Here is a 20,672-nt window from a genome sequence, read left to right as displayed (position 1 = left end):
ACCTCCAAAGACTATCTGGTTTCGCGATGAGGAGTTTGCTCGTTACAAAACTTGCAAAATTTCTTCATCTCCAAGCGGTCGGGGTGATTTCGCTTGTTTTTGGTTGTTGCATAGTTTCTTTGTTTGCAACTTGTACAAGCCAAAGTGATAATTACCCGCATGATATGCACCTCCCGAAGACGTACTTCTAACCGTTAAATTAGAAGACGCAAATATTGATTCAAAAAAAAAGCCGCGAATTTAGGCCTACCTAAAACACTTTAGCATAATATCATTGCCCGTGTCAACGAAAGAATTCCCCCATCGCACTGGGTATTCCGGGTGGTGTAGCTGGTGCCGTACATAATCTTTGGTCTTGAGTATTCCTTCATCACTCGCTGTCTTCACTACCATTATGGATCATTCCGCCATGGTATAAACCTGCAGCCTACTGTTGTCTGAACAAATTACACTTCCATCACGCCGAAATCTTGCGGGACACTAAAAAAAGACTCGAGTTCCGAGCCTTTCTAGTTCATTATATCATTAATTGTCACGCACTTCCAGATATCTTTCCAACTTACGCTTCACTCGCTGCAGAGCATTGTCAATAGACTTCACATGCCGCTTCAAGTCCTCAGCAATTTCCTGATAGGACCGTCCATCCAGATAGAGCATCAGAACCTTGCGTTCCAGATCACTAAGGATCTCCGCCATCTTATCTTCCAGTCCGATGAACTCCTCCTGGTTGATAATCAGTTCTTCAGGATCAAGCACCTGCGTTCCGCAAATCACATCCATCAGCGTCCGGTCGGAATCCTCATCATAGATGGGTTTGTCGAGCGAGACGTATGAATTCAGCGGAATATGCTTCTGGCGGGTCGCCGTCTTAATGGCAGTTATAATCTGTCGGGTGATGCACAGCTCGGCAAACGCCTTGAACGAGGAAAGCTTGTCCCCCTTGAAGTCACGAATTGCCTTATATAAGCCAATCATGCCTTCCTGTACAATATCTTCACGATCTGCCCCGATCAAAAAATAGGAACGAGCCTTGGCACGTACGAAATTACGGTACTTGTTGATTAAATGTTCCAATGCGCCACTGTCGCCACCACGGAAGATCTCGACAATTTCTTCATCACTTATGAAATCATACTCGGATAGCATTAATTCCTTGAGGTCGACACTCACCAAGAATCCCCCCGGCTGCAACGCAAGACACATCGTTACTTCGCGAAATATAGGATCAGTATATATTATGTTACCTTACAACGTCAACCGAAGATTGTCCAAAAACAATCTTCTATAACATATTATGGCATTTCTTAATTACTGTCTGCGCCAGTCTTCGAGACGTTTCCGCGTTTCCGGAGGCAGCTTGTCTTCCAGGGAGTGACGGGTGCTGCTTACACTTCCCGGTTCAATAGCCTTTTTAACCTGTTTATGATTCTCTTCAATCTCCAGCCTCAGTTCTCTTGCCGAGATCCGGAGTGCCCCTTGCGCAAAAACAACATGCTGCTCCACAAAATCGCTGGTCGCCACAGAAATCTGTCTGCGGCGGTGAGTGAATTCTCCCACCAGCCGCTCAATGCACTCATCTGCCGTTTCCTTTTCCTTAGTGAAGAAGACCTGGACTTTCCCCTGTACGAACGACCGTCCAAGTCCCGGCACACGGTATGCATCGAATACGGCTATGACGCGCAGCCCGGAGAATGCCTGATAATCGGCCAGCATATCGAGCAGCCGGTCGCGTGCCCCCTGCATGCCGGTCTGCGACAGCGCCGCAAGTTCCGGCCAGCCGCCGATCATGTTGTATCCGTCCACGAGCAGTATATCGCGCCAGTCTGCCATAGTTATCCCTGTTCTTGCCGGCGGCGGAGCACCTCGTACATAATTACACCGGCTGCCACGGAAGCATTAAGAGAGTTGATTCTTCCCGCCATCGGCAGCTTCAGCAGCACATCGCATTTTTCACGGATAAGGCGGCCCATTCCTTTATTCTCATTGCCGATAACCACTGCTACCGGTCCGGTGAAAATATCAGATCCGAAGAGATTCTGATCCGTATCCACATCGGTTCCAACCACCCACACCCCAAGTTCCTTCAGGCGGTCTATCGTCTGGCCCAGATTGGTTACGCGTGCAACAGGCACATATTCCACTGCACCGGCAGAGGTTTTGGATACCGTTGCTGTAATCTGCGCAGAACGCCGTTTCGGTACAATGACTCCATGCACACCGGTGCAGTCGGCCGTACGCAGAATAGATCCCAGGTTATGAGGGTCCTCAATTTCATCCAGCAAAAGAAGAAAAGGCGGTTCCCCTTTGGCTTCAGCAGCCGCAAGAATATCAGCAACCTCTGAGTAGGCAAACGGTGCCGCCTGCGCAACCACCCCTTGATGCTGAACTCCCGGCGCGAGCTGATCGAGCTTCCGCTTATCTACATGCTGAATTACAATTCCTGCTTTGCGGGCTTCAGCGACGATAGGTGCCGTTAAGTGCTTTTGTGCAGTTTCGGCGATCCATATTTTGTTCAGTGTCCGGCCGGCACGAAGCGCTTCAAGGACTGAATGCTTGCCCGCCAGTATTTCCTCTTCCGTTCTCAATTCTTCCATGTTCATGTCTCCTGTTCTAAGTACCCATATATAACTATAAACTCCGCGGCTTATTTAAACTCACTTGCTCCGGTTCGACATGTATTCGATGCTGCTGTGAACAAGCTCCTGGATTCTCGCCTGCTGTCCTGTATAATACAAATGCCCGATCAGGCATTCAAAAGCAGTCGCGTGGCGGTATTCCAGCACATCTGCGTTTTTGGGAATTGTGCCGGACTTGGCATTGCGCCCTCGTCTTACCACATCCTTCTCTTCCTCCGTGAGCACCGGCTCAAGGTAGGCAAGAATTGTGCTCTGGGCTTTGGCCGAGACCAGTCCCGTTGCCGAGCGGTGCAGATGATTCGGACGCAGATTGGGCAGCGAAATCAGATACTGCCGCACAGCCACTTCATAAATGGCATCTCCTGCATACGCCAGAACAATCGGCGAGAGCAAACGGGCCGGCTTGGACGGTTCGTACGGGAACCATGCGCTGTTCAGATCAAACTGCCCGCTCATTTACGCCGCCACCGCATTCCCTGTGGAGTGTCTTCCAGCAGGATGCCCAGGGCATTCAGCTCATCGCGGATTTCATCGGACCGGCTCCAGTTCTTATTCTTGCGCGCTTCAGCGCGTTCAGCAATGAGACGCTCAACCTCTTCACTGGCAACCTCTTCATCGGCCTCCGGAGTAAGTCGCAGTACTGAATTCATCTCGGCAAAAGCCTTCAGCAGTGCTGCAAAGTCTGCGGAATGAGCGTCATTATCAGCGAGCGTCAAATTGGCCAGGCTTACCCAGTCAAACAGAGCGGTAATCGCATCCGGCGTATTGAAATCATCCTGCATTCTGGCATGGAAATTGCCAACAATAGCTGCCAGGCGTTCCACGATCTGTGGACTTGCCGCTCCCTCTGCCCCGTCCGTATCCAGTTCAAGGCGATGCTTCACATTACCCGCTGCCGTAGTGATGCGCTCCACGCTTTTCTCAGCAGACAGCAGTGCTTCCTCCGAGAAGTTCAGCTGATTGCGGTAATGGCTTGAAAGCATGAAATAACGGATAGTCCCCGCTTTGAAGCGTGCACGAATATCCTTCACAAGCAGACCATTTCCAAGTGATTTCGACATTTTCTCATCACCAATGTTCAAAAATGCGTTGTGCATCCAATACTTCGACAGCGGCTCACCCGTCAGCACTTCTGTTTGCGCGCATTCGCACTCATGGTGCGGGAACTTCAAATCCTCACCGCCGCCATGGATGTCGATCGTTGTACCCAAATATTCGCGGACCATTGCCGAGCACTCAATATGCCAGCCCGGACGCCCTTCTCCCCATGGACTGGACCAGTGTACCTCACCCGGCTTGGCTGCCTTCCAAAGCACAAAATCCTCCTGGTTCTCCTTGCGAGAATCCACCTCAACACGGATACCAAAGCGCAGTTCCTCCAGATTCTGGCCTGACAGCTTGCCATAATTGGCAAACTTGCCGGTCCGGTAGTACACATCTCCGCCGTTCTCGTAAGCATATCCCTTATCCTCAAGCTCCTTAATGAACTCAATGATCTTGTCCATGCTCTCTGTAACGCGCGGATTCATGGTTGCCGGCTTTACACCAAGTCCGGCCAGGTCTTCCTGATAGGCGGAGATGAACATTTCCGCAACCTCAGCTACAGTAATGTTCAACTCTTCCGCTTTGCGGATCATTTTATCATCCACATCGGTAAAGTTCGTCAGATAGCGGACTTCATTGCCAAGGGCCTCCAGGTAGTTGCGGACCATATCAAAAACGATAACCGGTCTGGCATTCCCGATATGCATATAGCCGTAAACGGTTGGACCGCATACATACATTTTTACTTTACCAGGTTCCTGCGGTATGAATTCTTCCTTGCTCCGTGTCATTGTGTTATAAATCTGTACAGCCATTCTGTTCCCAATCCTTTCTGTTCCCCCTGGATTCTCTTGAATCTCCATATGGTTATATTTCATAATCGCCGATATACTGCTGGCTCTCCAGCCGCCGCTGTTCCTTCTTCTGCTTGTCTTCGGACCCCATCTGCTCGCGCAGCTCTTCGATTTCCTTCTGCAGGAAACGCAGGGAATCAATCAGCGGATCCGGCATCTGGGTATGATCCAGCCGGTCGGATACACGTTCCCCGTTGCGCTTAACCACGCGTCCGGGATTTCCTACAACGGTGCTGTTGCTGGGCACTTCGCGCAGAACCACTGAATTGGAGCCGATATTGCAATTATCGCCGATTCTAAACGATCCCAGTACTTTGGCACCGGAGCCGATGACAACATTGTTGCCGACGGTAGGATGGCGTTTGCCCTTTTCTTTCCCTGTCCCTCCAAGTGTGACCCCCTGATAGATAATGACATCGTCACCAATCTCACAGGTTTCACCAATGACTATACCCATTCCATGGTCGATGAACAACCGGCTTCCGACAACCGCACCCGGATGAATCTCCACTCCGGTCATAAATCTGCTCATCTGCGATACGATGCGTGCCAGTGTAAACCAGCGGCGTTTATAAAAAGAGTGGGCAATCCGGTGTGCCCAGATGGCATGAAGTCCGGCGTAGGTGAAGACAACCTCGAACTTGCTGCGGGCAGCGGGATCGTTGTCGAATACTGCCCGAATGTCCGACTTGATATGCTTAAACATCACGGTTCCCCTCTTCTTTGACTTCCCCACCTCCTGTTTACAGGTGCGCAAAGGAAGATAGTGTCTTCAGCCCACTTGCTCTATTCATCTGTATGCTGTGAGCATTCAATCGGTATCCTTATATTTCAACAAAAAACGCCCCTGCAGCATTATGCTGCAGAGACGTTTAACCGTGGTCCCACTCTGCTTGAACATACGCACAATCAGACTGCCGTTAACTTCGCGGCAGGTGCATGCGGTGTTCCTCTTGGCGTCTGTAACGGCAACGTCCCCGACACAGTCTACTGTCCCCTGACAGACAGGGACGCTCAACCGTGCAGCTCACAGGTGCATGTTCAGCGGCAGACAAATGAATAACTCCCAGCCTGCAAGGGAAATCTCCCTCCGCGGTTATTCTCTCTGGCAATTGCCCGTATACGCGTACTTTTCCTGATCACAGCTATTATTAGTTATTATATTCTTCTATCTTAGCGAAAAGCCGCAGGGCTGACAAGGGGTTCTACCCTCATATCCCCCGGTTTATGCGCCTTTGATCTGCGATTTCAGACGTTCAATGACCCGGTCCCGGCCAAGCAGCGCGATGGTCGCATTCAAATCACGGCCATGCATCTGACCGGTCAGAGCGACACGGATCGGCATAAACAGCGCTTTACCTTTGTGTCCGGTTTCTTTCTGGACTTCTTTGATCAGCACAGCCATATTGGCAGCGCTGAAATCGTCAGCAGCTTCCACTTTAGCGAGAAAAGCGGACAGCACTTCAGGAACCTGGGCTTCGGCAAGTACTTGTGCCGCTTCCGTCTCCAGTTCCAGATGGCTGCGGAAGAAGAGCTCGGAGAGCCCCACAATATCCGAAGCGGAGTTCATCTGTTCCTGATACAGCGCAACCAGGCTTTCTGCCCAGATCTGCTGCTCATCACTCAGAACCTCCGGCAGACGTCCCGCCTTCTGCAGATGGGGGATAGCAAGTGCCGCGATCCGCTTAGGATCGGCATGCTTGATATAGTGATTATTGAGATGTGCCAGCTTGTTCGTATCGAATACAGCCGGGCTCTTCGACAGACGGTCGGCAGTGAAGATCGAGATCAGCTGTTCCTTGCTGAAGATCTCCTCCTCACCTTCCGGCGACCAGCCCAGTAATGTGATGAAGTTGAAGAGCGCTTCCGGCAGATAGCCAAGCTGGTCATACTGCTCGATAAACTGAATAATCGATTCATTCCGTTTGCTCAGCTTCTTGTGGTCATCGCCGACAATCAGTGTCATGTGGCCGAACAGCGGCGCTTCCCAGCCAAGAGCTTCATAGATCATGAGCTGACGCGGCGTGTTGGAGATATGGTCTTCCCCGCGCAGCACATGGGAGATGGCCATCAAATGATCATCTACAGCTACAGCGAAGTTATAGGTTGGAATACCATCCTTCTTCACGATGACGAAGTCGCCCATTTCTTTGGTGTTGAACGAAATGCTGCCTTTAACGATATCATTGAAGGTATAAGTACGGTCTTCCGGAACCAGGAAACGGATGCTGGCAATACGGCCTTCCGCCTCATAGGCAAGGCGCTGCTCCTCCGTCAGATTACGGTGTCTGCCGGAATAACGCGGGGTTTCGCCGCGTGCAGTCTGTTCCTCACGCTCTGCTTCCAGCTCCTCTTCCGTACAATAGCAGCGGTAAGCAAGGCCGCGGTCCAGCAGATCCTGCCAGTAGACACGGTACAGATCCAGACGTTCTGTCTGGCGGTAAGGGCCATATTCGCCGCCTACATCTACGCTCTCATCCCAATCCATTCCCAGCCATTTCAAATACTTCAGCTGGCTTTCTTCGCCTTCTGCGATATTACGCTTAAGGTCTGTATCTTCGATCCGGATAATGAATTTGCCGCCCAGATTGCGGGCGAACAGGTAATTAAACAACGCCGTTCTGGCATTTCCGATATGTAAATGTCCCGTAGGGCTCGGTGCGTAACGCACCCGGACTTGATCCGTCATGGGTTTCCCTCCGCTTCATATTGGTTAAAATTAGGCTGTTGTTACTTCAGCCATCTCAAGATGATATCACATCTTGGAGCAGACAGACAATAGATTGTGCGGCAATTCCTTCTCCGCGTCCGGCGAAGCCGAGCTGCTCGGTAGTTGTCGCTTTTACATTGACCTTTGAGAGATCCGCATCCAGTGCACGGGCAATAACCTCGGTCATTTGCGGAATATAAGGCGCCATTTTGGGTTTCTGGGCAATGATGGTCGAATCTATATTTCCCAGCCGGTAGCCCCGTTCACGGGCAAGCGCCCATACATGCTCCAGCAGCTTAAGGCTGTCTGCATCCTTGAAGGCAGGATCGGTATCTGGAAAATGTCTGCCGATATCCCCCAGTCCAAGCGCCCCAAGTATAGCATCGCTAACTGCATGCAGCAGCACATCCGCGTCAGAGTGTCCCAGTAATCCCTTCTCATAGGGAATAGTCACTCCGCCAATAATACACGGCCTTCCTTCCACCAGCTGATGCACGTCAAATCCTTGTCCTACAGCGATCATCTCTGTTCCTCTCCCCTGCTTCTTTCTGTGAATTCAGCGAAATCCAGGTCTTCCGGTGTCGTAATCTTAATATTCCTGTAGCTTCCTTCTACTACAGAAACGGTAATTCCGCTGCGTTCCGCCAGACTGGAGTCATCTGTACCGAGGAAGCCGTCACGCTCTGCCTCGTCATAGGCTGACATCAGTTCGGACAAACGAAAAGTCTGCGGGGTCTGAATCGCCCACAGACTTCGCCGGTCCGGCGTAGACAGCACATTGCCTTCGCCATCCACCTGCTTGATCGTATCCTTAACCGGAACTGCAAGCACAGAGGCTCCGGCAGATCTGGCCCGTTCGTAACAAGCTTCAATCTCACTGCCCTGTACGAAAGGCCGGACACCATCATGTACCATTACCCAGGTGGTCGTAAGTTCTCCCAGTCCCCGGCGTACCGAGTGCTGGCGTTCAGCCCCTCCCGGAATAACAACAGACACCTTGTCCAGCTTGTAGGCCTGTACCCATTGCCGGCAGCGCTGCACATCTGCTTCACCGGTGACAAGCACGATTTCAGAGATGAGTTCGTGCTTCTGGAATACCTCCAGGGTATGCACGATAATCGGTTTGCCCTGAAGCAGCAGATATTGTTTGCTCTCTGCCGTTCCCATTCGTGTCCCTCTGCCTGCCGCCACTATCACGGCGCCCACACTGTTTGACATTCTTTCGGCTCCTGTCTTTCACGTATATCCCCATCATAACGTGTTTGGACGGCATTTCCAAGCCTATAAGACCGCTCCAGGGGCTGATTTACCCTTATTGCGCTTTTTCCAGCAGCTTCGGTTTGGCAAAAATCATCCGGCCTGCGGAAGTCTGTAGCACACTGGTAACCAGAACCTCCATCGTAGTGCCGATATAATCACGGCCGCCTTCCACGACAATCATGGTGCCGTCGTCAAGATAAGCCACGCCTTGTCCATGTTCTTTGCCGTCTTTGATCACCTGCACAATAATTTCCTCACCAGGCAGAACCACCGGCTTCACCGCGTTGGCCAGATCGTTAATATTCAGTACCGATACGCCCTGGAGCTCGCAAACCTTGTTGAGATTGAAGTCATTGGTGACAACCTTGCCATGCAGCACCTTAGCCAGCTTGACCAGCTTGCTGTCCACTTCGGAAATCTCCTCGAAATCACCTTCGTAGATCAGTACTTTGACATCCAGCTCTTTCTGAATCTTGTTTAGGATATCAAGCCCTCTGCGTCCGCGGTTGCGCTTCAGCAGATCTGACGAATCCGCGATATGCTGCAGCTCCTCAAGAACAAACTCGGGAATAACGATGGTTCCTTCAATGAAACCCGTTTTGCAGATATCGGCAATCCGGCCATCGATAATAACACTCGTATCAAGAATCTTATGCTCCTCAGGTCCCCGTCCCTCCGGTTCAGCGGAACGCCCCCAGCGTCCGGTAGTCCATAGCGAAGCCAGCTCTTCCTTCTTCTCCAGCCCGATCCGCAGGCCCATATAACCCAGAGCCAGGGTTGCTGCCACCTGCAGCAGCTCTCCAGCCTTGCCCAGCCAGGCCATGACTGGATACAGCAGCAGTGACAGCAGCAGACCTCCTGTAAGCCCTGCAGCGCCTGCAGCGAGTTCGCTCATCGGTATACGCGAACAATACTGAACCGCCTCCTGCAGTTTTGTACTCGCCCAATCCGCGCATAACGTCCCCGCAAACAAAAAAATAATGGCACCCAGCACCGCAAACAAAATGCTTCCTTCCACGGGCAAGCTATCACCCAGTTTTCCCATGCCCTCCGGGAACCCTCTTTCTGCCGCATGATATAGCGAATAACCGGACCAGGCTCCACATAACCCGGCAAGCGTCAAAATAATCTTTTTCCACATAACCAGCACCTCCTTCTATTCATCCAAAAATGATCTATACCTCACCAGTATGTTCCAATTTTTAGGACGATAATCCGGGGAGCCGTTATTTTTTATGAAGCCATTAATTTCCTGGTCTGCAAAGCCTGCCGTAAACTTCTATTCCTTGTTGAAAACAGGGGAGGCCCTGGCATATAATGAACTCAATTACGAACCCAGGGGTGAATGGAAAATGAGCGCACCAAGTTTACAGGCTTTCCAGGATCAAGTTTCCGAACTGCTGCTCCGTCACCGCAGTCTTCTGGATGTAATGTCCAAGAATGGACAGAGCAGTGCATCCGTCAACCGAGCTGTCGTCAAATCCATTACGGAATGCGGCTGCATTCAGCTTCACGCAACCAAGCAGGTCTTTGAACCGGCTTTGGGACTTGAACAAGCCAAAGAGCTTGCCGGAACCCATCTTGAAGGTGAACTGTGTGAGAACTGCCGGGAGGTCATTGCCTCAGAACTGGGCCGCGAGCTGTTCTATATGTCTGCACTTTGCAATTTGCTCGATATTAATATGGACGAGGTTGTGTCTAAGGAATCGCAAAAATGCGCTACACTCGGATTATTTAACTTGTCCTAGCAAGGCAGCCCGCGCTCTCCTTCATCCGTTACCAATGCAGAAAAGGCTGTGCCTTCTCCTGAGTCAGGGAGGGCACAGCCTTTTTTGTATAGATAAAAAAAGTAATAAGTGCGCAATTAGGACTATCCGTTCTTGGAATGATACACCTTATCTTCCGCATGTCTCTTCCTGCGGCGGCGTTGACGGCGGGCTGTCAAGAGGCCCAGACTCTGTCTGAACCCGTATAGGGCATATAACGCAAGCAAAGCAAAGATCAGCTTAGCAATCTGTTCAGGGAAAACAACAGCAACCGCTACAGCGATCACAATTACTACAGGGGCACCTATAACTGCCTTTTTGGGGAAGCCGATCTTCTTGAAGTTAGGGTACTTCACCGTGCTGACCATCAGGTAAGACAGCAGCAGGGTAGCGACAATCATAAACGGTGCAGATACATCTTTATGAAAAAGTGCCAGCGTGGCCAGAACGCCACCTGCAGCAGGAATCGGCAATCCTACAAAATATCCCGGAATCCCCGGGCGGACATTAAACCGGGCCAGACGCAAAGCTCCAAACACCGGGAAAATCGCTGTAATAGTCCATCCTAATGCAGAGTTTAAATCCTGCAGACTTGTGAGATACATAATCAGCGCTGGTGCAACGCCGAAAGATACTACATCGGATAAGGAATCCAGCTCCTTGCCGAACTCACTCTCACACTTCAGCGCGCGCGCAACACGGCCATCGAGCCCGTCGAGCAACATAGCGATAATCACCATGATAGCGGCCATGCTCAGCTTACCGTCAAACGCCATCATGATACCAAACATTCCAAGCATCAGATTACCGATGGTAAAAAGACTCGGAATTGATTTTTGTATCATTTCTTCACCTCAATTTTCCTACTTTGAACTTCATGGGTTCCCAATATTACGTGATTGTATGTTATTTACATTTGCCTGTCAATAAGAACTTGTTTCTGGAGCCGCTTGAGTCCGTCCTGAATATTGCGTGCGCGGACCTCGCCAATGCCGTCCACCTCATCAAGTTCAGCAATGCTCGCCGTCATCAGATTAGGCAGCATTTCAAAGCGTTCCACCAGATTGTGGATGATCACATTCGGCAGCCGCGGAATTTTGTTGAGCAGACGGTAACCGCGCGGAGTTACGGCTTCCTCAGATGCAATAGCCGTGGAGGAATAGCCCAGCAAGCGGGCAATATGGTTGTCATCCATCAATTCATCGTCACTGCTTCGCTTCAGCCCGGCGATAATTTCGCGGATTTTGTCCTCCTGCTCCTCTCTTGCATAGTCTCTGTACAGAAGCCAGGCTTCTTCCTCTGTATTTCCGACCAGTTCTTCCATCTGCATGCTGATCAGCCGGCCTTCATTGCCGAGTTCGTTAATATAACGCTTAATTTCCATTTTGATCCGCAATACCATTTCTACCCGCTGGATCACGCCGACTACCTCAGCCACCGTCACAAGCCCCTCATATTCGGCAGCAGAAAGGTTAGTCAACCCCTGTGTCAGCACGGCTTTGTACTTCTCTAAGGTCTGAATCGCCTGATTGGCTTTGGCCAGAATCGCGCCGATCTCCTTAAGCGCATAACGGATTGAACCCTGATACAGGGTGATTATATTCCGCCGCTGGGAAATGGAAACAACCAGTTTGCCGGTCTGTTTAGCCACCCGTTCAGCGGTCCGGTGACGGATACCTGTCTCGATGGATGAAATGGAGGAATCGGGGATCAGCTGGGTGTTGGCATACAGAATCCGCTTCAGATCCTCACTCAGGATGATCGCTCCGTCCATTTTGGCCAGCTCGTATAAATAATTGGGTGAAAAATCGCAGTTAATGGAGAATCCGCCATCGACAACTTCCATCACTTCCGGACTGTATCCGACAACAATAAGTGCCCCGGTCTTCGCACGCAGCACATTCTCCAGCCCCTCCCGGAAAGGTGTTCCGGGTGCGGCCATTCTAAGCAGATCATTCATATTATCTAATGGATTGTATTCTTTCATGTCCCTGTGCCCCCTAATCTAACGCGACCGCTAGTGCATCTGCTACGGTGCTGACGCCTATAATCTGGATATCCTGCGGATGCTTCCAGCCTTTCATGCTTTTCTCAGGCATAATTACCCGCCGGAAGCCGAGCTTAGCGGCCTCCTTCACCCGCATCTCTGCGCGTGACACCCCTCTCACCTCGCCGGTAAGTCCTACCTCCCCAAAAAACACATCATACGGCTTGGTCGGAATATCCCGGAAGCTGGAAGCAATACTGATGGCGACCGCCAGATCCACCGCCGGCTCATCCAGCTTAACACCTCCGGCAACATTGAGGTAAGCATCCTGATTCTGCAGGAACATGCCCATCCGCTTCTCCAGAACAGCAATGATCAGCGCCATTCTCTGATGATCCATACCTGTGCACATTCTGCGGGGCGAAGGGAAATGGGTTGCTGCAACCAGCGCCTGTAATTCAACAAGCACCGGTCTTGTACCTTCCATGCTGGCTACAACCGCGGAACCGGCCACTCCGAGCGGCCGTTCAGAAAGGAACAGCTCGGAAGGGTTCTCCACCTCGGTAAGGCCAACCTCACCCATCTCGAAAATACCGATTTCATTGGTTGAGCCAAAGCGGTTCTTCACCGCCCGCAGCAACCGGTACGTATGATGACGTTCTCCTTCGAAATAGAGCACACAATCCACCATATGCTCCAGCATCCGTGGACCGGCAATTGCGCCTTCTTTCGTTACATGTCCTACAAGTACCGTTGCGATTCCACGGATTTTGGCAATCCGCATAAATCTTGTCGTACATTCCCGCACCTGTGTTACACTGCCTGGCGCACTGGTCACTTCAGGCATAAACACGGTCTGGATCGAGTCGATGACCAGAAACTGCGGCTTAATCTGCTCGATTGCTTCTTCAATGCTCTCCATGTTCGTCTCACACAGAACATACAGTTCCGCCGACAACGCCCCGAGGCGGTCAGCCCGAAGCTTGGTCTGGCGCACCGATTCTTCCCCGGAGATATACAGAACGCGGAGCCCCTGGGTTGTAAGGGCGTGAGATGTCTGCAGCAGCAGTGTGGACTTCCCGATTCCGGGGTCGCCACCGACCAGTACCAGCGAGCCGGGTACGATACCGCCGCCAAGCACACGGTTAAGCTCTCCGATGCCTGTCAGGATACGCGGCTCTTTGTCACTTTCTATATTTATGATCGATTGCGCCTTTTCTTTACTCTGAAAAATAGGTGCATTCATGCCTTGGGTTTTGACTACGCTTTCCGTTTCTTCCACCATTGAGTTCCATTCCTGGCAGCCCGGGCATTTCCCGAACCATTTCGGTGATTCGTAACCACATTCGGTGCAGAAAAATTTTGTTTTTGGTTTGGCCATGTGCGCTCCTAACGGTCCGAACTTGCTAAAATTGCGGATAATTTTCTCTTAATCAAAGTTTACCATTTCTGCACACTGAACGAAAGGTCACTTAAGATCTACTTTTCGTTTGCGTCCTCCTTAACCTGCCTGATTCAGGGCAGAATTAATCACTCCGGACATATAAAAGCTCCCGCCCCTCTATACGGAGGAGCGGGAGCTTTGTTTCATATTGCTGGAAAATTATTCGGTTTCGACTTCCTTCTCTTCCTTCTCCAGGACGACCTCAGCCGGCACTTCCACTTTGGTTACTACAAGCTCGCCGTTCACCTCATCAATGTTGAGGGAATCACCTTTCTTAATGTTGCCCTTAAGCAGCTCTTCGGAAAGGCGGTCTTCGATGTGCTTCTGAATCGCCCGGCGGAGCGGGCGGGCACCGAAGGCCGGGTCATAGCCCTCTTTGGCCAGGAACGCCTTGGCGCCGTCGGTAAGCAGGAAGTCTACATCATATTCACGCAGACGCTTGCGCAGCTCCTCGGACATCAGGGTAACGATCTCGGCGATATGCTTCTCATCCAGAGAGTGGAAGACAATAATCTCGTCGATCCGGTTCAGGAACTCAGGGCGGAAGCTCTTCTTCAGCTCTTCCATTACCTTGCCCTTCATATTGCCGTAATCGGCACCGGCATCCTGTACCGCGGTGAAGCCCAGAGTCGAATTCTTGCGGATCGCTTGTGCACCTACGTTAGAGGTCAGGATAATTAAGGTATTGCGGAAATCGACTACACGGCCTTTGGAGTCGGTCAGACGGCCGTCTTCCAGTACCTGCAGCAGAATATTGAATACTTCAGGGTGAGCCTTCTCAATCTCATCCAGCAGGACCACGGAATACGGTTTGCGGCGTACCTTCTCAGTCAGCTGTCCGCCTTCTTCATATCCTACATAGCCTGGAGGCGCTCCGACCAGACGGGAGGTAGAGTGCTTCTCCATGTACTCCGACATATCGATACGGATTACCGCATTCTCGTCACCGAACATGGCTTCGGCAAGTGCCCGTGCCAGCTCGGTTTTACCGACCCCGGTTGGACCGAGGAAGATGAAGGAACCCATTGGACGTTTCGGATCCTTCAGACCCGCACGTGCCCGGCGGAGAGCCCGGCTGACAGCCTTAACGGCTTCGTCCTGGCCGATTACCCGTTCATGCAGTATTGATTCCATATTGAGCAGACGGTCGGTTTCCTCTTCCTTCAGCTTGCTGACCGGAATGCCGGTCCAGCTGGCAACCACCTGTGCGATATCCTCAGGCGTAACCTGGGAGTCCGTACGGCCCTGCTTCTCTTTCCACTGGTTCTTCGTGGTATCGAGCTCTTCACGGATCTTCTGCTCGGTATCGCGCAGCGCTGCAGCCTTCTCAAATTCCTGGCTTTGTACAGCGGAATCCTTCTCCTTGCGGATATCATCCAGACGCATTTCGAGTTCCTTCAGATTCGGCGGGATGGTGTAAGAGTTAAGTCTTACCTTGGAGCCTGCTTCATCAATCAGGTCAATCGCTTTGTCCGGCAGGAACCGGTCAGGGATATAGCGGTCGGACAGCTTCACAGCTTCCACAATAGCTTCATCCGTAATCTTCACCCGGTGATGGGCTTCATAACGGTCCCGAAGACCGAATAAGATCTGTACAGCTTCTGCAGGAGAAGGCTGATCCACCGTAATTGGCTGGAAGCGGCGTTCAAGTGCAGCGTCTTTCTCAATATATTTGCGGTATTCATCAAGCGTTGTGGCACCGATGCACTGCAGTTCACCACGGGCCAGAGCGGGCTTCAGGATGTTGGAGGCATCAATTGCACCTTCCGCACCACCGGCTCCGATCAGGGTATGCAGCTCATCGATGAAGAGCACGATATTGCCTGCCTGGCGAATCTCATCCATGATTTTTTTGAGGCGGTCTTCGAACTCACCGCGGTATTTCGTACCGGCAACTACAGAACCCATATCCAGGGTCATTACGCGTTTGTCGCGCAAGGTTTCCGGAATTTCATTATTGATGATCTTTTGGGCCAGGCCTTCAGCAATTGCTGTTTTACCAACCCCTGGCTCACCGATCAGTACCGGATTATTCTTGGTACGGCGGCTGAGCACCTGAATAACACGTTCAATTTCCTTGCTGCGGCCGATAACCGGGTCGAGGTTGCCGTCCTTGGCATAGGCAGTCAAGTCACGGGCCAGACCATCCAGCGTTGGTGTGCTGACATTAACCGGAGCACCGCTATGGCTGGAAGTGGCTTCACTGCTGCCCAGAAGCTGCAGCACCTGCTGACGGGCCTTATTCAGGCTGATACCGAGATTGTTCAGCACACGGGCAGCTACGCCCTCTCCTTCACGGATGAGTCCGAGCAGGATATGCTCAGTGCCCACATACGTATGACCCAGCTTGCGGGCTTCGTCCATAGACAGCTCGATAACTTTTTTGGCACGAGGAGTATAAGCGATGTTGGTCGGTTGTTCCTGACCTCTGCCAATCAGCGTTTCCACTTCATCCTGAATCTTCTCAAGACCCAGACCGAGTCCGATCAGTGCCTTGGCGGCAATGCCGTCCCCTTCACGAATCAGTCCGAGCAAAATATGTTCTGTCCCAATGTTGTTGTGTCCCAAACGAACGGCTTCTTCCTGCGCCAGCGCCAGCACCTTTTGTGCGCGTTCCGTAAATCTTCCAAACATCATATCTCCTGCACCTCCACGGATAATATATATCTATAATTAATGTTGTGATCCCAGTGTTTCCCGGAGCAGCTTTGCCCGGTACATATCGCGTTCGGTGGACGAAAGCTCGTCGCCGAACAGCTTTTGCAGAAAGCCCGGCTGAGTCTTGACATTCAGCTCATTAAGCACTGAAATCGAAGGCCCTTCCAGTATCCCCAAATCCACACCAAGCCTTAGATCGGAGAGCCGCTGTGCAGACTCTTTAAGCTCCATCACAGCCGCGTAGGCTAGAATCCCGTATGAACGTTTGATGCGGTCGGTAATCCGCAGTGCGGAATCCACAAGCAGGCGTTCACGCGCGTTCCGCTCATGCTCTATAATCTGGGTAACTACGCTGTGTAGATTCTCAATAATCTCATTCTCGGTCTGGCCAAGCGTAATCTGGTTGGAAATCTGAAAGATATTCCCTACTGCTTCGCTGCCTTCACCATAAATTCCTCTAACGGTAAGACCGACCTGATTAACAGCGGATAGAATCCGGTTAATCTGATGGGTCATAACCAGTGCCGGCAGATGAACCATTACCGAGGCTCTGAGCCCGGTTCCCACATTGGTGGGACAACTGGTCAGGTATCCTCTGCGGTCATCAAAAGCGTAATTGACAGCAGCCTCAAAGATATCATCAATGGCTGTTGCCCTTACCCAGGCTTCTCTGACCTGCAGACCCGGAAACAGGCATTGAATGCGGAGATGATCCTCCTCGTTGATCATAATGCTGACTGACTCGTCCTCATTAAGAATGACTGCTCCGCCTTTGGAATCATCAGCCAGATTAGGACTGATCAGATGCTTCTCCACCAGTACTTTTTTATCCAGCTCATCGAGCTCATCCAGCCTCAGCAGCTGAAAGTTGCCGAAATCCGCAGAGGCTTCTCCCTGAAATACAGGAGCAAGCTGCTCCAGCACCTCTTCCGACTGCTGCGCAGACGCCAATAGCGGGAAGGGAAGGTGCTCCAGATTACGGGCGATACGCATACGGCTGCTGATAACAATCTCGGAATGACTCCCGCCGCAGCGCATCCAGTCACTAAGTGCTTGTTCGGTAAACCGGAGACTTGACATGTGGAATCCCCTCCTATATATCAAAGACTTTACTCTTGTGGCATTTCTTTTTCAAGTTTGCGGATCTGATCCCTCAGCGCAGCTGCAGTTTCAAACTCCTCCTGCATAATGCTCTGCTGTAATTCCTGCTTCAGCTCATCAATTTGGCGTTTACACATGATCTGTGCACCCGCCCGTTTGGGAAGCTTGCCCACATGGGCCGTACTTCCGTGTACCCGTCTGAAGAGCGGGTCCAGCGTGCTGTCAAAATATTTGTAGCACGAGCTGCAGCCGAACCGTCCAAGCTTGCTGAACTGTGAATAGGTCATACCGCAGTTCTCACACTGCAGCCCCTGCACAGTCTGTGCGGCCTCTGACTTGCCCTTGCCTGCGCTCTCCAGATCAAGCAGCCCGGAAAGCAAGCTGTGTATGGAGAATCCTCCGGCAGTACCGGGGATGAGCTCCCCCTTTTCCCGCGCACAGCTTTCACAAATATGAAATTCTGTCTTCTCTCCGTTCACGATCTTCGTGAAGTGGAGTGTAGCCGGTTTGACCCCGCATTCCTGGCATAGCATGAGCGGTGTCCCTCCCTCACATTTTGAAAATTATTTGCCTAACAAAGAGATTAGCATGGCCTTCATTAGCTTGGCACGAATCTCATCCCGGTACGGCAGATTAACCGTCAGGCATTCCCGGGAAACAGCGGACCGCATAAGACACGCTTCACGCTTGGAGAGAAAACGGGCCTCCTCCAGCTGATAAATCAGTCCTTCGGCGGAATTCTGGTCAATATCATTCCCTATTGTGGAGTTCAGATGTGCATACAGTGCCACATTCTGAGGCAGCTCGAAGCGCTGAATCCGGATATACCCTCCACCGCCGCGTTTGCTCTCCACTACATATCCCTTTTCCAAAGTAAAGCGTGTACTGATGACGTAATTGATCTGCGACGGGACACAGGAGAACTGGTCCGCCAGATCATTGCGCTGAATTTCCACCGTACCTTCGGGACTTTCATGCAAAATATTCTTCAGATATTGTTCAATAATATCGGAGATATTACGCATCACTCATCCTCCAGTGTGTAAGCCTTGGTTAAGCTTGTGCTGTGTCAACGTCCGCCGTCCATACATAGCTCTAAAGAATTTAACCCGGGGACTGAAGTGCGAATCGGCTGCAACAGCCTTCGTACTTAGCCTGACCACCAACTGTTACAATTCTAAGAACACTGCTGTCGAGCTCGCGTTGACTTTGACTTTCTTTGACTTTTTTCATATTATAACATATTCTCACTGAATTCCAAGTGGTTGCTCTTATTTTTTACTTTTTAGCCGTATTGTATTCCGAATAGCTCACGGATCCCATTGCAAGGGGATATGTATATTAGGCTCTCCTGCTTCTAATGTAAGCGGAAGAGCCTTCAGGTTTGTCAGAAAAAATCAAATAAAGCCGTTTGCGCCTGCGGGATCAGCTTCTCCAGCCAATCTACAGCTTCATGCGTTCCGGATAACTGTCCATACCGGGCCATTTCAACTGGACGTCTGTATCCCATCAAAAGTACGGTAAGTGTACCAATACTGCATATAAGATCAGCGTTTGATCTGTCCCCCTGGATCTGAGTAAATGATACCTCCCCATGTTCAGCTACTGTCCAACGCCACAGGCCGTTATTCCAGGGGGCATGCTCATCTTCAATATAAAGCAGCCGTTCCCGGATACCGCTCAGCGCATGGAAAGACAAATTCTGTATAAAGGCTTGGGCGTTGACAATGCGTGCCATGAAGTACGGATAATTCTCCTGGGCAATCCGCGGGTCGGGAAGCAAATACGGCAGAATGTCATCAGAGGGAACCAGCTTCAATGAAGCTCCGGTGATCATCGAGTCATGGTTAGCCAGAAATGTCCACAGCCCTTGGCGGGCCTTCTCATTCAGATAGACAAATTCATCGATGACCAGTTCTTTGTTCACTATTTTATACAGCACATACCCTTCCGGTTCACCCTGCTGCGAATAAAATACACACTGATGTGTATCTTCATCGAGTACTTTTTCCTTCCACCATTCCTCCGTACGCTGCAGTGTGCCGTTGTACCGGGCTGCAAATGAGACATACAGCTGTTGCAATACTCCAATATCAGCCGCGCCGCGCTTCACAGAGCCCTGTATTTCAGCCTTCCGCGGAAATTTATCCACAGGTATGTTGTATTTCTTATATTCACAATAGATCTCCCAGCCAAATTTACGGTAAAAGGGGATTAAAAACGGGTGCAAAAAAGACAGTGTTTGCCCCGCTTCGTTCATGGTTTGCAGCGTATGGGTCAACAGCTTGGCCACATATCCCTGCCTGCGGTTCTCCGGCCACGTGGCTACACCCGCAATTCCGCCCATAGATACGGGCTTGCCCTGTATGTATGCCTGAAGCGGAAGAAGTACCAGCTTGGCACTTAAACTTGTTCCTTCAAATACTCCCCATATTTGATCCGGTTTGAACTTCGCTCTGGCGTGTTCCCTGTCTTCTCCGGACACCTTGTACTGGAAAGCATATTCAGACAAGCCTAAGCCTTCTTCAAAATCATCTGCATGCAATTGCCTTATTTCCATGCTGCTCACCCCGTTAATGAATTTATAGAGATAGAGTTCAATGGTTGCTCAGATTGAGTATATCAAGCAAATTGTCCAGAAGCTAATGAGGTACAAAAATAGCCCGTGAACAAAAGTTATCCACAGGTTTTGTACAGTAAAACAAAAAACCGGAAAGAGTTTCTTCCCGGCAAAAATTAGTTATCCACGATTCATATTTATCTATCCACAAAATTCACTTTTTATCCACAAAAACAGTGGATTACTTAGGTTTTCTCTTGACTCATTCGCCTGAATATGCGTTTTAGTCCACATTATCACGGAAAAGACTTCTTCCTGAAATTGTATCCACATGTGCGTAAGTTTTCAGCAGTTACTGAAATTTATCCACAGCTTTTCCACAACCCTGCACAAACCAAAAAGCCACTGTCGATTGCTCAACAATGGCTTCATGTGCTTGGCGGCGTCCTACTCTCCCAGGACCCTTCGGTCCAAGTACCATCGGCGCTGGAGGGCTTAACGGTCGTGTTCGGGATGGGTACGCGTGGAACCCCTCCGCTATCGCCACCAAACATGATTTTTCGAAGCTTCCGCTTCTCGAAATCGCTGCAGAAAATATCAAACCATAGGTTTAACATCCTGCCAGGCTTGATCGCCTGAAAACTGAATCCGA

20 protein-coding genes and 1 rRNA gene are annotated in these 20,672 nt (G+C 50.8%); 1 reads left to right on the top strand and 20 read right to left on the bottom strand.

What is annotated here, in order from left to right; all coding sequences use genetic code 11:
• Positions 1-11: 11 nt before the first annotated feature.
• The 11 genes from rpmG to MHI42_RS23655 form a co-directional block, all read right to left on the bottom strand.
• On the bottom strand, positions 12-161 hold the full coding sequence (gene rpmG / locus MHI42_RS23705; protein ID WP_074086515.1) for a 50S ribosomal protein L33: 150 nt from the start codon (positions 159-161) through the stop codon (positions 12-14).
• Positions 162-525: 364 nt separating this feature from the next.
• Complete coding sequence (gene sigH, locus MHI42_RS23700; protein ID WP_020427086.1) at positions 526-1,170, bottom strand: RNA polymerase sporulation sigma factor SigH; 645 nt, start codon at positions 1,168-1,170, stop codon at positions 526-528.
• A 138-nt stretch (positions 1,171-1,308) separates the two neighbouring features.
• Positions 1,309-1,830 (bottom strand): NYN domain-containing protein, encoded by a 522-nt coding sequence (locus MHI42_RS23695; RefSeq protein ID WP_039298569.1) that lies wholly within the window; start codon positions 1,828-1,830, stop codon positions 1,309-1,311.
• Positions 1,831-1,832: 2 nt separating this feature from the next.
• Entirely contained in the window at positions 1,833-2,594 is a 762-nt protein-coding gene (gene rlmB, locus MHI42_RS23690) for a 23S rRNA (guanosine(2251)-2'-O)-methyltransferase RlmB (protein ID WP_171720461.1), read from the bottom strand.
• Positions 2,595-2,654: 60 nt separating this feature from the next.
• A complete protein-coding gene (locus MHI42_RS23685; protein ID WP_342420847.1) occupies positions 2,655-3,092 on the bottom strand; it encodes a Mini-ribonuclease 3 in 438 nt (145 codons plus the stop codon).
• Entirely contained in the window at positions 3,089-4,495 is a 1,407-nt protein-coding gene (gene cysS / locus MHI42_RS23680) for a cysteine--tRNA ligase (protein WP_342420846.1), read from the bottom strand. The genes MHI42_RS23685 and cysS overlap by 4 nt, the downstream gene beginning before the upstream one ends.
• Positions 4,496-4,547: 52 nt before the next feature.
• Positions 4,548-5,240 (bottom strand): serine O-acetyltransferase, encoded by a 693-nt coding sequence (gene cysE, locus MHI42_RS23675; RefSeq protein ID WP_039298562.1) that lies wholly within the window; start codon positions 5,238-5,240, stop codon positions 4,548-4,550.
• A 519-nt stretch (positions 5,241-5,759) separates the two neighbouring features.
• On the bottom strand, positions 5,760-7,223 hold the full coding sequence (gene gltX / locus MHI42_RS23670; RefSeq protein ID WP_340985158.1) for a glutamate--tRNA ligase: 1,464 nt from the start codon (positions 7,221-7,223) through the stop codon (positions 5,760-5,762).
• A 55-nt stretch (positions 7,224-7,278) separates the two neighbouring features.
• Positions 7,279-7,767 carry a 2-C-methyl-D-erythritol 2,4-cyclodiphosphate synthase gene (ispF, locus tag MHI42_RS23665; protein ID WP_171720466.1) on the bottom strand — a complete coding sequence of 163 codons (489 nt, stop codon included), beginning with the start codon at positions 7,765-7,767 and terminating at the stop codon, positions 7,279-7,281.
• Complete coding sequence (gene ispD, locus MHI42_RS23660) at positions 7,764-8,462, bottom strand: 2-C-methyl-D-erythritol 4-phosphate cytidylyltransferase (RefSeq protein ID WP_171720467.1); 699 nt, start codon at positions 8,460-8,462, stop codon at positions 7,764-7,766. The genes ispF and ispD overlap by 4 nt, the downstream gene beginning before the upstream one ends.
• Before the next feature lie 94 nt (positions 8,463-8,556).
• Positions 8,557-9,645 (bottom strand): PIN/TRAM domain-containing protein, encoded by a 1,089-nt coding sequence (locus MHI42_RS23655; RefSeq protein ID WP_171720468.1) that lies wholly within the window; start codon positions 9,643-9,645, stop codon positions 8,557-8,559.
• Between the two features lie 211 nt (positions 9,646-9,856).
• On the opposite strand from MHI42_RS23655, the gene MHI42_RS23650 reads away from it, so the two are divergent.
• Positions 9,857-10,252: a hypothetical protein gene (locus MHI42_RS23650; RefSeq protein WP_039298549.1), complete on the top strand. Its 396-nt coding sequence runs from the start codon at positions 9,857-9,859 to the stop codon at positions 10,250-10,252.
• A 122-nt stretch (positions 10,253-10,374) separates the two neighbouring features.
• On the opposite strand, the gene pssA is transcribed toward MHI42_RS23650, so the two are convergent.
• The 9 genes from pssA to rrf form a co-directional block, all read right to left on the bottom strand.
• Entirely contained in the window at positions 10,375-11,115 is a 741-nt protein-coding gene (gene pssA, locus MHI42_RS23645; RefSeq protein ID WP_039298546.1) for a CDP-diacylglycerol--serine O-phosphatidyltransferase, read from the bottom strand.
• A 65-nt stretch (positions 11,116-11,180) separates the two neighbouring features.
• A complete protein-coding gene (disA, locus tag MHI42_RS23640; protein ID WP_039298543.1) occupies positions 11,181-12,257 on the bottom strand; it encodes a DNA integrity scanning diadenylate cyclase DisA in 1,077 nt (358 codons plus the stop codon).
• Positions 12,258-12,270: 13 nt separating this feature from the next.
• Positions 12,271-13,638, bottom strand: a complete 1,368-nt coding sequence (gene radA, locus MHI42_RS23635; protein WP_039298540.1) for a DNA repair protein RadA — start codon at positions 13,636-13,638, stop codon at positions 12,271-12,273.
• 222 nt (positions 13,639-13,860) lie between these two features.
• A complete protein-coding gene (gene clpC / locus MHI42_RS23630) occupies positions 13,861-16,338 on the bottom strand; it encodes an ATP-dependent protease ATP-binding subunit ClpC (protein ID WP_171720469.1) in 2,478 nt (825 codons plus the stop codon).
• A 36-nt stretch (positions 16,339-16,374) separates the two neighbouring features.
• Positions 16,375-17,439: a protein arginine kinase gene (locus MHI42_RS23625; RefSeq protein WP_039298534.1), complete on the bottom strand. Its 1,065-nt coding sequence runs from the start codon at positions 17,437-17,439 to the stop codon at positions 16,375-16,377.
• A 29-nt stretch (positions 17,440-17,468) separates the two neighbouring features.
• Positions 17,469-17,993 carry a UvrB/UvrC motif-containing protein gene (locus MHI42_RS23620; RefSeq protein WP_342420845.1) on the bottom strand — a complete coding sequence of 175 codons (525 nt, stop codon included), beginning with the start codon at positions 17,991-17,993 and terminating at the stop codon, positions 17,469-17,471.
• A 30-nt stretch (positions 17,994-18,023) separates the two neighbouring features.
• Positions 18,024-18,485, bottom strand: coding sequence for a CtsR family transcriptional regulator (locus tag MHI42_RS23615; protein ID WP_039298529.1), 462 nt, complete (start codon positions 18,483-18,485; stop codon positions 18,024-18,026).
• 362 nt (positions 18,486-18,847) lie between these two features.
• Positions 18,848-20,020: a GNAT family N-acetyltransferase gene (locus MHI42_RS23610; RefSeq protein WP_342420844.1), complete on the bottom strand. Its 1,173-nt coding sequence runs from the start codon at positions 20,018-20,020 to the stop codon at positions 18,848-18,850.
• 434 nt (positions 20,021-20,454) lie between these two features.
• Positions 20,455-20,571, bottom strand: a 5S ribosomal RNA gene (rrf, locus tag MHI42_RS23605).
• Between the last annotated feature and the right edge of the window lie 101 nt (positions 20,572-20,672).

The sequence above is a fragment of the Paenibacillus sp. FSL E2-0178 genome (assembly GCF_038593005.1).
GTDB classification, from domain to species: Bacteria; Bacillota; Bacilli; order Paenibacillales; family Paenibacillaceae; genus Paenibacillus_AQ; species Paenibacillus_AQ phytohabitans.
The sequence above is the reverse complement of the archived record's forward strand: the minus strand, read 5'-3'. Positions and strand labels throughout refer to the sequence as shown.